The following is a 14057-nucleotide window of genomic DNA, read 5'->3' on the forward strand; positions in this document are numbered from 1 at the left end:
TGTGGAGATCCAAGGTCTTTTCCACAACGCGTAGCGAAAAAAAGTGAATTTTAAGGCGTTTTTTGGTGTGTAGAGGGCTTTCAGATGGCGAACAGGCTTCCTATTCCGTCTGCGCCGTTTTTGAAGTTGTGGTTTTAGTTGTTTACAAAAGGTTTATATAAACATAGTGGTAGTAGTAAACGTGCAAATAGCTGTGGATAAGTTCTGTATACGTTTACAAATCATTTGTTTACGGCGTAAACAACCACATGCATAAACGCTGTACCAGCGCAGGAACAGTTTTTGGATAAAATACGGGCCTGTGGTTAAAAGTGGTGCTTAGCCACATCTCGTCCTGTGGATATCCAATCACTTATTCACAGGCTCGCACTGTTTTTGTAGTTTTTCCTCTAATTCCGGGCCTGAAATGGGCCGGGAGAGCAGGTATCCCTGGCCGAAATCGCATCCGATGGCTGTCAAAGCGGCAAGTTGTTGTTGAGTTTCTATGCCTTCGGCGATGACTTTGATGCCCAGCTTGTGCGCCATGGCGATCATTGCCTCGCAAATGAGCAGTCCGTCGCCACCCTGGGTGACAAATTCCGGCGCGATCTTGATGTAGTCCACGCCAAAGCGCTTCAGGAATGCCACCGAGCAGTGGCCGGAGCCGAAATCGTCCAGTGAAATCTGCATATGCGTGTGGCGCAGGTCGGCGTTGTTGCTGGCGGCTTCCAGCAGCAGGTTTTCCGTGACCTCGACGATGATGCTTTGCGGGCTGACCTTCAGATCCTTCAGAAAATCCAGCCATTGGCGGTAATTGCTGCCGTCATCGCGGAACTGCCAGGCCGATTTGTTCACGCTCACCTGGAATGCCGGCGAGCTGATGGCCTGGAGTTTGAGCACTTCACGCGCTGCCTGGTGGAAAACCCAGTCGCCAATGCCGATGATCAGGCCGCTGCTTTCGGCCACGTTGAGGAATTCGGCCGGATTCAGCAGTCCGCGCACCGGATGTTGCCAGCGCACCAGTGCTTCCGCCTTGACCACGGCGCCGTTCGACAGGTCGATGATCGGCTGGTACAGGATGCGCAACTGGTCGTGCTGTAGCGCTTCGCGCAATTCGTTGACCAGGTGCATGCGCGCACGCGTGGTTTCCTGCATGAAGGAGGCGAAATAATTGAAGCGGTTGCGGCCCTGTTGCTTGGCGGTGTACATCGCCTGGTCGGCGTTTTTGATCAGGGTTTCCGCATCGGCGCCGTCTTCCGGATACAAAGTGATGCCGATGCTGCTCGAAATATGGGCAATCTGGCGGTCTTCGCTGTCGCCGAGATGGAAGGGCGTGCTCATTTTCTTCAGGATTTCCTGGGCGATGCGGACCACGTCGCTGGCATTGTTCAGCTCGCTGAGGATGACGGTGAATTCATCGCCGCCCAGCCTGGCCACGGTATCGGTGCTGCGCACGCAACTGAGCAGCCGGGTTGCCACTTGTTTGAGCAGCATGTCGCCCTTGTCGTGGCCCAGGGTGTCGTTGATTTCCTTGAAGTAGTCCAGATCGACAAACACCAGCGCCATCGGCAGCTGCGAGCGGTCGGTCTTCTTCATTTCCAGCCGCAGATGTTCGTGGAACATGCGGCGATTCGCCAGTCCGGTCAGCGTATCGAAATTGGCCTGGCGCCAGATCAGCTCTTCGGATGCTTTTTTCTGCGTGATATCACCGAGCAATGCCACGTAGCGGAAGGGATTTCCGTTTTCGTTGTAGACGGTGTTGATCACCATCGACACCAGGTATTCCTCGCCGTCCTTGCTTTGATGCCACAACTCGCCTTTCCAGTGGCCGCAGTCGGTGACGGCTTCGAAAATGCGGTCGAAAAATTCGCGGTCATTGCGGCTGGACGCCAGTTCGTAGGCGCGGTGGTTGATCAGTTCTTTTTCGGTGTAGCCGCTGAGCAGGGAAAAGGCCGGATTTACAGTCAGGATCAGGCCATTTGCGTCGGTCACCATCATGCCTTCGCCGCTGTTCTGGAACAGCAGCGATGCCAGCTTCATTGATTCTTCGTTGGCCAGCAGCTGGCGTTCCATTTCCCGGCTGGCGTTGTACAGCGTGCGGTAGCGAAGTTCGCGGTCTTCCTGGCGCGAATAGGTACGCAGCGAAAAGTGGCCGGCGCCGAACATCAGCAACAGCAAGATGGCCAGGCCACTGCCGGCGGTCAGGTAATTTTGCTGCAGCAAACGCGCGGCTTCGGTGTCGTTGCTGCCGACCACGATGATCAAGGGCAGGCCATCCAGCACGTGATAGCTGAAAACACGGGTCACATTGTCGATCAGGCTGACGGTTTTGTAGGTGCCTGAACTGGCGCGTCGCACATTGTCGAACAGGGAAGTGGCACTCAGGTCGCGTGCGAAGGCCTGTTCGAAATTGGGAACGCGGGCAATCACCTTGCCGCCGGCATGGATCAGCGAAATCGAGATGTCCGAATTGAAGCGCGAATTTTCAAACACTTTGACGTAGCGGTCGACATTCAGCGGCGCGGTGACCACACCCAGGAACTCGCCTTTGGCGCTTTCCACGCGACGACTCAGGAAAAACAGTTTTTTCTTGCTGCGTTTGCCGATGGCAGGTTCGCCGATGAAGAGCTTGCCTTTGAATTCGTTGTTGGCGTGGACTTTGAAATAGTCCCGGTCGGCGTAGGAAATCCCGGTGACGTTGCTGCCAGTCGAGGTGGCAACGGCATTGCCTTTGGGATCAACAAACGTAATCCAGTAATCGCTGTCAAAACTGGAACCGAGCGAGGAAAGCAGTTCCTCCATGGTGGCGCGCGAGCTGCTTTGCCTGGCTGGCAGAACTTTGATGGCGTTCGAGACGCTCATCAGCGAGAGATCGGCCGATTGAATCGAGTAAATCACGTGGGCTTCCATGGCCTTCACGTAATGCTCGGTCTGGATTTGAACGGAGAGTTCGCGTTCGAGATAGGAACTGCGGAATTGGCTGACAACAACTGCAATGGCGAGTGCTGCCATCGACAACAGGCCGGTAATCAAACGTCGCCGAAACCGCAGATATGCAGGCGACCGGTTTTTTTTGCTTGGTGAGGACAAAACATCTCCGGTTGAAGCTGTTTGTTTGGCAAATCCAGTATATCGGAGGTTTATGGTTTACTCTAAAGATGTAGATATAAAAATAGTGATAGTTGTTAACACCGACACTTTTCTGTGGATAAGTGATCATTTTGGATTAGAATCAGGCGTTTACGCGCTGTACAAGACCGCGCGTAAACCGTGTATGAGCAAAGAACTGTTTTGGGATAAAAAAAGTCGTCCTTAAAGTTCGTTTGTTTACGCACATTTGACCCCTGTGGATATCCATAAGCTTATCCACAGGTGTAAACAGGGGATTTGATGACATTCGCATCACTGTTTCCGCATCCAATCATCCAGGGACCGACCGCTGGCGGTTTCAATACGCCAGCGCAGGTCGCCGCGGTGTCCAATGCCGGCGCGCTGGGTTCGCTGGCCTGTTCCCTGCTGTCGCCGGACGCCATCCGCGAGCAGACCGCGCAGATCCGCACCCTCACCGACCGGCCTTTTTGCCTGAATTTCTTCGCCCAGGAAACGCCGAAACCGTCCGCCGCCGAGGTGGAACGGGCCAAGGAATTGCTGAAACCAATCTGGTCGTCGCTGGGCTGGAGCGAGCTGCCGACGCCGGCCAAATGGTGCGAGGATTTCGCTGCACAGTTTGAAACGCTGATCGCGCTGCGCCCCGCCGTGGCGAGTTTTACCTTTGGCATCCTCAACGTGGAGCAAATCCAGCGCCTGCACGACGCCGGTATTTTCGTCGTCGGCACGATCACGCATGCGGATGAAGCGCTGGCCTGGGAAAGCAGGGGCGCCGATGCGGTGATCGCGTCCGGCGTCGAGTCGGGCGGCCATCGCGGCACCTTCATCGGGCCGCAGGAAGCCGCCAGGCTGGGCACGTTCGAGCTGTTGCCGCTGGTGGTGGCGGCGGTGAATATTCCGGTGATTTCCGCCGGCGGCATCATGGACGGCGCCGATATCAAACGTGCGCTGGATGGCGGCGCCCAGGCAGTGCAGATGGGCACGGCATTCCTGGTCAGCGACGAATCGAGTATCGGCGCAGCCTACAAGCAGCGCTTGCTGACTGCCGGCGATCATCCAACCAGGCTGACGCGGACTTTTTCCGGTCGCTATGCCCGCGGCCTGGAAAACCGCTTCATGCGCGAAATGGCGGTCAATGAACATCTGCTGCCGCCGTATCCCGTTCAAAATGCATTAACGTCGCCGATCCGCGCGGAAGCGGCCAGGCGTGGCGAGACCGAACTGATGTCGCTCTGGTGCGGCACTGGCGTTGCACGCGCGCGGCCCATGCCGGTGGCGAAACTGATAGAAACTTTGCTGGCGGAGATCAGCGCAACATAAATCAGGAGACTGTTTTTGGAATCAGCAGGCAGCTACGATTACATCATCATCGGCGCCGGCTCGGCTGGCTGCGTATTGGCCAACCGCCTCAGCGCCGATCAAGACAAACAAGTCCTGCTGATCGAAGCAGGCGGCCGCGACGATTATGTGTGGATACATATCCCGGTCGGCTATTTGCATTGCATCGACAATCCCCGCACCGACTGGAAGTTCCGCACCGAAGCCGATCCCGGCCTGGGCGGCCGCAGCCTGTTGTACCCGCGCGGCAAAGTGCTCGGCGGCAGCTCGTCGATCAACGGCATGATTTACATGCGCGGCCAGGCCGGCGATTACGATCGCTGGGCCGCGCTCACCGGCGACGACAGCTGGCGCTGGGAGTCTGTGCTGCCGCTGTTCAAAAAGAGCGAGGACTACCACGGCGGTGCGTCCGATTTTCATGGCGCCGGCGGTTTGTGGCGCGTGGAAAAACAGCGTTTGTCCTGGCAGATACTGGACGCGTTCCGCGATGCGGCCGACCAGGTCGGTATCCACAAGGTCGACGATTTCAATCGCGGCGACAACGCCGGCTGCGGCTACTTCGAGGTCAATCAAAAGCGCGGCATCCGCTGGAATACGGCCAAGGCGTTTTTGAAACCGGCGTCGCGGCGGCCGAATCTGACCATCATGACCGGGTGTCACGTGGAACGTTTGCAGATCGAAAATAGCGTATGCACGGGCGTGATTTTTACCGGCGGCGGCACGCGTTTCAGCGCCACCGCGCACAAGGAAACCCTGCTGGCGGCTGGCGCCGTTGGCAGTCCGCAGATTTTGCAGTGCTCCGGCATCGGCGCGGCGGAGCAGCTGCATGCGCTTGGCATCACGCCGCTGGTCGACCTGCCTGGCGTGGGCGAAAACCTGCAAGACCACCTGCAACTGCGCATGATCTACAAACTTGGCAAGAACGCGCGCACCTTGAACACGATGGCGTCCAACTGGTTCGGCAAGATGCGCATCGGCCTGGAATATGCGATGTTCCAGAGTGGGCCGATGTCGATGGCGCCGTCGCAGCTGGGTGCGTTCGCGCGCTCCAGCGCCAGCGAGCAGACGCCGAACCTGCAATATCACGTGCAGCCGCTGTCGCTGGAAAAATTCGGCGATCCCTTGCACACCTTCCAGGCGTTCACCGCCAGCGTGTGCAACCTGCGGCCGACCTCGCGCGGCCACGTGCGCATCGGCAGCGCCGATCCTTATGCGCCGCCGAAAATTTCGCCGATGTATCTGAGCACGGCGGAAGACCGCAAGGTGGCGGCGCAAGCGCTGACATTGACGCGCCAGATCGTCGCCGCGCCGGCGCTGAAGCAGTACGCGCCGGAAGAATACAAGCCCGGCATCCACTACCGCACCGAGGAAGAACTGGCCGAGGCGGCAGGCGCCATCGGCACCACGATTTTCCACCCGGTCGGCACCTGCAAGATGGGCCGCGCCGACGATCCCACCGCCGTGGTGGACAGCGCGCTGCGCGTCAAGGGCGTGGCCCGACTGCGTGTTGTGGATGCGTCCGTCATGCCGTTCATCACCTCCGGCAACACCAACTCTCCCACCATCATGATCGCTGAAAAAGCAGCACAACTAATCCGCGCCGTATAGGTTTAGATCAAAAAACGACGGTAGTTATACTGTATTGTTAGCGAATTTGTTACTGTGTATGATCTAGAAAAAATTGGTACTTTGAAAAGAATAACAGGGAGACAGGATGTCCGACGTTATCTTGGAAACAAAGCATTTGACCAAGGAATTCAAGGGTTTTACTGCGGTCAACGACGTCAATCTCAAAGTGCAGCGCGGGCACATCCACGCGCTGATCGGCCCCAACGGGGCAGGTAAAACCACATGCTTCAATTTGCTGACGAAGTTCCTGGTGCCGACCTCGGGCCAGATTCTTTTCAACGGCCATGACATCACCGCCGCGCGGCCGGCGCAGATCGCCCGCATGGGCGTGATCCGTTCGTTCCAGATTTCCGCCGTCTTCCCGCACCTGACCGTGCTGCAGAATGTGCGCATAGGCTTGCAGCGCCAGCTCGGCACCAGCTTCTTTTTCTGGCAGAGCGAACGCGCGCTGGACCGTCTCAACGAGCGCGCCATGCAGCTGCTGGCCGAGGTCGACCTGACCGAGTTCGCCGACACCATCACGGTCGACATGCCTTACGGGCGCAAGCGCGCTTTGGAAATCGCCGCCACGCTGGCGATGGAGCCGGAGCTGATGCTGCTCGATGAACCGACGCAGGGCATGGGCCATGAGGACGTGCACCGCGTCACCGAGCTGATCAAAAAAGTTTCGGCCGGCCGCACGATCCTGATGGTCGAACACAATATGAAGGTGGTGTCCGGCATCTGCGACAAGATCTCCGTCCTGCAGCGCGGCGCCATGCTGGCCGAAGGCACGTATGCCGAGGTGTCGACCAACGCGCAGGTGATGGAAGCCTATATGGGCACCGAAGCCGCCGAGCTGGAAGGAGCGCACTGATGGCGGCCGCTCTTGACATCTCCAACCTGCAGGCGTGGTACGGCGAGTCGCACATTCTGCACAACGTCAACATGACGGTGCAGCCGGGCGAAGTGGTGACGCTGCTGGGCCGCAACGGCGCCGGCCGCACCACCACGCTGCGCGCCATCATGGGCCTGACCGGCGCGCGCAAGGGATCGATCAAGGTCAACGGCGCCGAAGCGATCGGCTTGCAGACGCACAAAATCGCCCACCTCGGCATCGGCTATTGTCCCGAGGAGCGCGGCATTTTTTCCTCGCTGTCGACCGAGGAAAACCTGATGCTGCCGCCGCAGCTGAACGGTGCGGACAAGGGCATGTCGGTGGCGGAAATCTATGCCATGTTTCCCAACCTCGAAGAGCGCAAGCACAGCCAGGGCACCCGTCTGTCGGGCGGCGAGCAGCAGATGCTGGCGGTGGCGCGCATCCTGCGCACCGGTGCGCGCCTGCTGCTGCTGGATGAAATCTCCGAAGGGCTGGCGCCGGTCATCGTGCAGGGGCTGGCGCGGATGATCACCACGCTCAAATCCAAGGGCTACACCATCGTCATGGTGGAACAGAATTTCCGGTTTGCCGCGCCGCTGGCCGACCGGTTTTATGTGATGGAACACGGGCAGATCGTGGAGACCTTTGTTGCATCCGAGTTGAGCGCCAAGATGCCGGTGTTGACCGAGCTTTTGGGTGTATAAAACCATGGTAGGGAGACAAAAAATGAAAATCAAAGCCATCGCCCTTGCAGTATCCGCTTGCGCAACCTTCTCGGCCCAGGCGCAGATTTCCGGCGACACCATCAAGATCGGCCTGATCACCGACATGTCCGGCCTGTACACCGACATCGACGGCGCGGGCGGCGCCGAGGCGGTGAAAATGGCGATCGCCGATGCCGGCGGCAACATCAACGGCAAGAAGATCGAATTCATCTCGGCCGACCACCAGAACAAGGCCGACATCGCCGCCTCCAAGGCGCGCGAATGGTTCGACCAGCAGGGCGTCGACATGCTGATCGGCGGCACCAACTCCGGCGCCAACCTGGCCATGGCCAAGGTGGCGGCGGAAAAGAAAAAAGTCTTCATCTCGATCGGCGCCGGCTCGGCCCGTTTGACCAATGAAGAGTGCACGCCGTACACGGTGCACTACGCTTACGACACCATCGCGCTGGCGCGCGGCACCGGCGGCGCCATCGTCAAGCAGGGCGGCAAGAACTGGTACTTCATGACCGCGGACTACGCCTTCGGCCAGTCGCTGGAAAAGGATACGTCGGAGGTGGTGAAGGCGGCCGGCGGCAAGGTGATGGGTTCGGTCAAGCACCCGCTGTCGGCGTCGGACTTCTCGTCCTTCCTGCTGCAGGCGCAGTCGTCGGGCGCGCAGATTCTCGGCCTGGCCAATGCCGGCGGCGATGCGATCAACTCGATCAAGGCCGCCAACGAATTCGGCATCACCAAGAAGATGAAGCTGGCCGGCCTGCTGATTTTCATCAACGACGTGCACTCGCTGGGCCTGAACCTGACGCAGGGCATGTATCTGACCGACGGCTGGTACTGGGACCAGAACGCCGAAACGCGCGCCTGGTCCAAGCGCTACTTCGACAAGATGAAGAAGGAACCGTCGATGCTGCAGGCCGCCGATTACTCGGCCGCGTCCAACTACCTGAAGGCGGTGAAGGCGGTCGGCACCGACGATTCGGACAAGGTGATGGCCTACCTGAAGGCGAACAAGATCAACGACATGTTCGCCAAGAACGGCACGATCCGTCCGGACGGCCGCATGGTGCACGATATGTATCTGATGGAAGTGAAGAAGCCGGCGGAATCGAAATATCCATGGGATTACTACAAGGTTGTGGCCACCATTCCGGGCGACCAGGCCTACGCCACCAAGGCAGAAACCAAGTGCAGCCTGTGGAAATAAGCTGAGTTTTGCACAGGGTGGGCGCCGCCGCGCCTGCCTTCCCCTGATACCCTGATTGTGGATTCCCATGGAAATCTTCGGCTATCCCTTGCCCATGATAATGAGCCAGCTGCTGCTGGGCCTGGTCAACGGCTCGTTCTACGCGATGCTGTCGCTCGGCCTGGCCGTCATCTTCGGCCTGCTCAATGTGATTAATTTTTCCCACGGCGCGCTGTACATGATGGGCGCGTTCCTGGCGTGGATGGGCATCGAATACCTTGGCCTCAACTACTGGGCGGTGCTGGTCCTGGCGCCGCTGGTGGTTGGCGTGTTTGGCGTCGTCATCGAGAAGACCATGCTGCGCCACCTGTACAAGCTGGACCACCTGTACGGCCTGCTGCTGACCTTCGGCATCACGCTGCTGGTGGAAGGCGTGTTCCGCTCGTTCTACGGCGTTTCCGGCCAGCCGTTCCAGGTGCCGGAAGCGCTGGCCGGCGCGACCGACCTCGGCTTCATGGTGATGCCGAACTATCGCGGCTGGGTGGTGCTGGCGTCGCTGGTGGTGTGTTTGTCGACCTGGTTCGTCATCGAGAAGACCAAACTGGGCGCCTATCTGCGCGCCGGCACCGAGAATCCCAAGCTGGTGGAAGCCTTCGGCATCAACGTGCCGCTGATGGTGACGCTCACCTACGGCTTCGGCGTCGCTTTGGCGGGCTTTGCAGGCGTTCTGGCGGCTCCAATCATCCAGGTGCAGCCCCTGATGGGGCAGAACCTGATTATCGTCGTATTCGCCGTTGTGGTGATCGGCGGCATGGGGTCGATCATGGGTTCCATCCTGACCGGTCTGGCGCTGGGCGTGATCGAGGGCCTGACCAAAGTGTTCTATCCCGAGTTTTCGTCCACCGTGGTGTTCCTGGTGATGGTGGTCGTGCTGCTGCTGCGTCCCGCAGGCCTGTTTGGCAAGGAAAAATGATGAACAAAAAAATCGGCTATCTCATCGCCTTTGCCATCGCCGTGGCGGCGCCGTTTGTCGGCTACCCGGTGTTCCTGTCCAAGCTGCTGTGCTTCGCGCTGTTTGCCTGCGCCTTCAACCTGCTGATCGGCTTTACCGGCCTGCTGTCGTTCGGCCACGCGGCATTCTTCGGCGCGGCCGGCTATGTCGCCGGCAATGCGCTCAAGGTCTGGGGCCTGCCGTTCGAGCTGGGCCTGCTGGCCGGCGTGGCGGCCGGCGCGCTGATCGGCGTGGTGATGGGGGCGCTGGCGATCCGCCGGCAGGGCATCTACTTTTCGATGATCACACTGGCGCTGGCGCAGATGGTGTATTTCGGCGCGCTGCGGGCAGGAGAGTTCACCGGCGGCGAGGATGGCCTGCAAGGTGTTCCACGTGGAAGGTTCCTCGGCGTGGTCGACCTCGGCAACGACACCACGCTGTACTTCGTCCTGCTCGGCATCTGCGCGCTGGCTTTTGCGCTGATCGTGCGCATCGTGCATTCGCCGTTCGGCCAGGTGCTGAAGGCGATCAAGGAAAACGAGCCGCGCGCGATTTCGCTGGGTTACGACGTCGACAAGTACAAGCTGCTGGCCTTCGTGCTGTCGGCCGCGCTGGCCGGCCTGGCGGGCGCCAGCAAGACCGTGGTGCTGGGCTTCGAAACCTTGACCGATGTCCATTGGACGATGTCCGGTTTGGTTATCCTGATGACGCTGGTCGGCGGCATGGGCACGCTGGCCGGGCCGATGCTGGGCGCGATCATCATCATCGCGCTGGAAAACAAGCTGGGCGACTGGGGCACGCTGCTGGCCCAGGTCACCGGCATCGAGTGGTTTAACACCATAGGCGAAGCGGTCAACATGGTGGTTGGCCTGATCTTCATTGTTTGTGTGCTGTTGTTCCGGCGCGGAATCATTGGCGAGTTCATAGCGCTGGCCGGAAAGAAGAAACCAGTGTGAGGACGCTATGCAAATCAAAATCGTTGTTCTGGCGCTGGCCAGCGCCGCAGTCGCCGCCTGCGGATCGAGCAACCATCATCACGACCGCGACGAAGATCTGAACTTCAAGCCGAACTATCTCGGCGACATCAGCAGCAAAACCTACGACGGCGTCAGCGACGACCTGCTGACCGCCGGCCTGGGCAAGACCGGACTGGCAGGCGCCACACCGGCCTATGCCGACCCCAACAATCCCGCCGCCGCCGAACTGCGCCGCAACGCCATCCACGCCAATTACCGCGCGGTGCTGGATATCGCCGCCAACAGCGGCTACGGCACGCTGTATGGCCCGAATGTGGACGCCAAGAGCGTCGTCGGCACGGGCGAGGGCAAGATCGCCGGCACCGAATATCTCGCCTACACCGACAACAACGTGACCCTGATGGTGCAGGTGCCGGCCGGTTTCGACGTGAAAAATCCCTGCATCGTCACCGGCACGTCGAGCGGCTCGCGCGGGATTTACGGCGCCATCGGCAGCGCCGGCGAGTGGGGCCTGAAGAACAACTGCGCGGTAGCCTATGCCGACAAGGGCAGCGGCACCGGCCTCTATACCTTTGACGACGACAGCGTGAACCTGCAGAACGGCTTGCGCGCCACGCGCACGGCAGCCGGCAAGAACGCCATCTTTGCGCCGGCGCTGAGCGATGCCGAGCGGGCTGCCTTTGCGTCGGCCTATCCGGCACGCGTCGCCTTCAAGCATGCCCATTCGCAGCAGAATCCGGAAAAGGACTGGGGCAAGTTCACCCTGCAGGCGGTGGAGTTTGCCTTCTATGTGCTGAACGAAAAGTATGGCGCGCTGGCCAGGGACAACACGCGCCACGTCATTGCGCTGGATCCGAAGAACACGATCACCATCGCATCCAGCATCTCCAACGGCGCTGGCTCGGCGCTGCTGGCGGCGGAGCAGGACAGCAGGGGCCTGATCTCCGGCGTCGCCGCGACCGAGCCGCAGATCCAGCCCAAAACTGCCAGCGGTTACACGGTGCGGCAGGGCGCGGCGGCGGTGACGGGGCAGGGCAAGGCGCTGTTCGATTATTCAACCTTTGCCGCGCTGTACCAGCCATGCATTGCCGCCACGGCGGCGGCGCCGGGACGCTGTACGGCGCTGGTGTCGCGCGGCCTGTTGAGCGGCGCCGACCTGACGGCGCAGCAGAATGACGCCAAGGCGCGTCTGAAAGCCTACGGCTGGCTGGCGGATTCGGATGTGCTGCAAGCGGCCCACGCCGGCACCAATATCCTGGTCGCCGTCACCTACGCCTACGCTTACGGAAAGTTTTCTGTGACAGACAAGATTTGCGGTTTCACATTTGCGCAAACCGATGCGGCTGGCGTGCCGCTGGCCTTTACGGCGGCGCAGAAGGCCAGCAGCTTTGCCACGCAGAACGGCATCATCGGCAACGTGGTGTATGAGGATTCGGTGGGCGGCGCCAAGGCGTACAACTTCGGCGTGTCGCCGGTGAGCGGGATTGCGGATCAGTCGCTGGATGGCTTCCTGTGTCTGCGCTCGCTGGCGACGGGTGTGGATGCGGTAACTGGCGTGGCGCTGACGGGGACGCTGGCTGCGCAGAGTGCGCGCATCAAGGCCGGTGTGGCCGAGGTGGTGGCGAGCGGGAATCTGCATGGCAAGCCGGCCATTATCGTGCAGGGGCGCAGCGATACGCTGATACCGGTGAACTTTGCTTCGCGCGCTTACCTGGGGTTGAATGCTTCGGTGGAGGGGAGCGGCAGCAAGCTGCGCTACATCGAGGTCACCAACGCCAACCATTTCGATTCGTTCACCAACGCGCTGCCGGCGAACATTGTGCCGCTGCATGTGTACCTGTTCAGGGCGCTGGATGCGATGTTGGCGAACTTGCGCAGCTCGGCGGCGCTGCCGCCGTCGCAGGTGGTGCGGACGGTTACCCGGGCGGACAATACCACGGCGATCACCGTTGCCAATGTGCCGGCGTTCGCCACAACCCCAACGTCGGCGAACGCCATTACCGTAAGCGCGACAACAATCACAGTGCCTGATTGAGCGGCGCAGCGGAACCCGGCTGCGCGCAGTGCGGGGAATTAAAACGCCGCAGTATAGATAGCCTTGGCATCCTCGCGCATGACGAGGCGAGGGTTATTGCCGAGAAGCCGGGTCTGAAGCATCGCCTCATCCGCCAACCGATCCAGATCCTCTTCCTTGATCCCCACCTGTTGCAAGGTCCGCTCAATCCCCGTCACCGTCGCTATTTGTTGCATCGCAACAGCCAACGCCTCCGCCCTCGCCTCGACGCTACCTGTGGCCGCCGGCACCACAATTTCCGCCAGCTCCGCATACAGCCCCGCCGCCTCCGGCGCATTAAAGCGCAGCACATGCGGCAGCACCAGCGAATTCGACAGCCCATGTGGCACGTGAAATATCCCGCCTATCGGATACGCCAGCGCATGCACCGCCGCCACAGGCGCATTGGAAAACGCCTGCCCGGCCAGCATCGCCCCCAGCAGCATGCCCTGCCGCGCGGCGACATTCCCGCCATTCTCGCAAGCCGCAATCAGGTTCGTGGACAGCAGCTGCAGCGCCTTCCGCGCCAGCACATCCGACAACGGGTTCTTTTTCTGCTTGCTGGTGTACGCCTCAATCGCATGCACCATGGCGTCGATTCCCGTGGCCGCAGTTACCTGCGCCGGCAATCCCAACGTCAGTTCCGCATCCAGCAATGCCAGATCGGCATAGAGCTGCGGCGCCACCACGCCCATCTTTGTGGTAGCCCCGGTCGTCACGATCGCGATATTGGTCACCTCGGAGCCGGTGCCGGCCGTGGTCGGAATCTGCACCAGCGGCAGCCGCGCACCCTTCACATTGCCGATGCCATAGATCGCGCTGATCGGCTGGCTGCTGCCGGCCAGCACGGCAATCAGCTTCGCCACATCCATTGAACTGCCGCCGCCCAGCCCGATGATGATATCCGCCCGAAACGCCCGCGCCGCGCCTACCGCTTCCAGCACCACCACCTCCGGCGGGTCCGCCACCACCTTGGAATACACCTCGACCGCCAGTCCCGCCGCCCGCAAACTGGCAACCGGATCATCCACCAGGCCGGTCTTCAGGAAGCCGGGATCGGTAACCAGCAGGGCGCGTCCAACGTCGGGAAAGCGCTGCGCAATGTGGTGGCCGAGCCGCCCGGCTGCGCCGAGTTCGGAAACGATGTTGGCCACGGTGCTGAAAGAAAAGGCAGGGAAATCTGTCATGACGGCGTCCGTTCAGAAAAGACAACACCACCTA

At 60.4% G+C, this 14057-nt stretch carries 10 protein-coding genes; 8 read left to right on the plus strand and 2 right to left on the minus strand.

Annotation, left to right across the window (positions count from 1 at the left end):
- Positions 1–348: 348 nt before the first annotated feature.
- The gene (locus GJ698_RS12875) at positions 349–2991 is read right to left on the minus strand and encodes a bifunctional diguanylate cyclase/phosphodiesterase (protein WP_154358025.1); all 2643 of its coding nucleotides are present in this window, start codon (positions 2989–2991) and stop codon (positions 349–351) included.
- Positions 2992–3369: 378 nt separating this feature from the next.
- Here GJ698_RS12875 and GJ698_RS12880 point away from each other — a divergent pair, with 378 nt between their 5' ends.
- The 8 genes from GJ698_RS12880 (at position 3370) to GJ698_RS12915 (ending at position 12818) form a co-directional block, all read left to right on the plus strand.
- Positions 3370–4407, plus strand: coding sequence for an NAD(P)H-dependent flavin oxidoreductase (locus GJ698_RS12880; RefSeq protein ID WP_154358026.1), 1038 nt, complete (start codon positions 3370–3372; stop codon positions 4405–4407).
- 15 nt (positions 4408–4422) lie between these two features.
- Positions 4423–6033 carry a GMC family oxidoreductase gene (locus GJ698_RS12885; RefSeq protein WP_154358027.1) on the plus strand — a complete coding sequence of 537 codons (1611 nt, stop codon included), beginning with the start codon at positions 4423–4425 and terminating at the stop codon, positions 6031–6033.
- A gap of 106 nt (positions 6034–6139) precedes the next feature.
- Positions 6140–6910 (plus strand): ABC transporter ATP-binding protein, encoded by a 771-nt coding sequence (locus GJ698_RS12890; RefSeq protein ID WP_154358028.1) that lies wholly within the window; start codon positions 6140–6142, stop codon positions 6908–6910.
- Positions 6910–7617 carry an ABC transporter ATP-binding protein gene (locus tag GJ698_RS12895; protein ID WP_154358029.1) on the plus strand — a complete coding sequence of 236 codons (708 nt, stop codon included), beginning with the start codon at positions 6910–6912 and terminating at the stop codon, positions 7615–7617. Before GJ698_RS12890 ends, GJ698_RS12895 begins: the two co-directional genes overlap by 1 nt.
- 22 nt (positions 7618–7639) lie before the next feature.
- Positions 7640–8836 carry an ABC transporter substrate-binding protein gene (locus GJ698_RS12900; RefSeq protein WP_154358030.1) on the plus strand — a complete coding sequence of 399 codons (1197 nt, stop codon included), beginning with the start codon at positions 7640–7642 and terminating at the stop codon, positions 8834–8836.
- A gap of 67 nt (positions 8837–8903) precedes the next feature.
- On the plus strand, positions 8904–9788 hold the full coding sequence (locus GJ698_RS12905) for a branched-chain amino acid ABC transporter permease (RefSeq protein WP_154358031.1): 885 nt from the start codon (positions 8904–8906) through the stop codon (positions 9786–9788).
- Entirely contained in the window at positions 9788–10762 is a 975-nt protein-coding gene (locus tag GJ698_RS12910; protein WP_154358149.1) for a branched-chain amino acid ABC transporter permease, read from the plus strand. Before GJ698_RS12905 ends, GJ698_RS12910 begins: the two co-directional genes overlap by 1 nt.
- Before the next feature lie 7 nt (positions 10763–10769).
- Complete coding sequence (locus GJ698_RS12915) at positions 10770–12818, plus strand: 3-hydroxybutyrate oligomer hydrolase family protein (RefSeq protein ID WP_154358032.1); 2049 nt, start codon at positions 10770–10772, stop codon at positions 12816–12818.
- Positions 12819–12856: 38 nt separating this feature from the next.
- Here GJ698_RS12915 and GJ698_RS12920 read toward each other — a convergent pair whose 3' ends face one another.
- On the minus strand, positions 12857–14023 hold the full coding sequence (locus GJ698_RS12920; protein WP_154358033.1) for an iron-containing alcohol dehydrogenase: 1167 nt from the start codon (positions 14021–14023) through the stop codon (positions 12857–12859).
- Positions 14024–14057: the final 34 nt, after the last annotated feature.

Source organism: Duganella aquatilis (assembly GCF_009674565.1).
GTDB classification, from domain to species: domain Bacteria; phylum Pseudomonadota; class Gammaproteobacteria; order Burkholderiales; family Burkholderiaceae_D; genus Rugamonas; species Rugamonas aquatilis.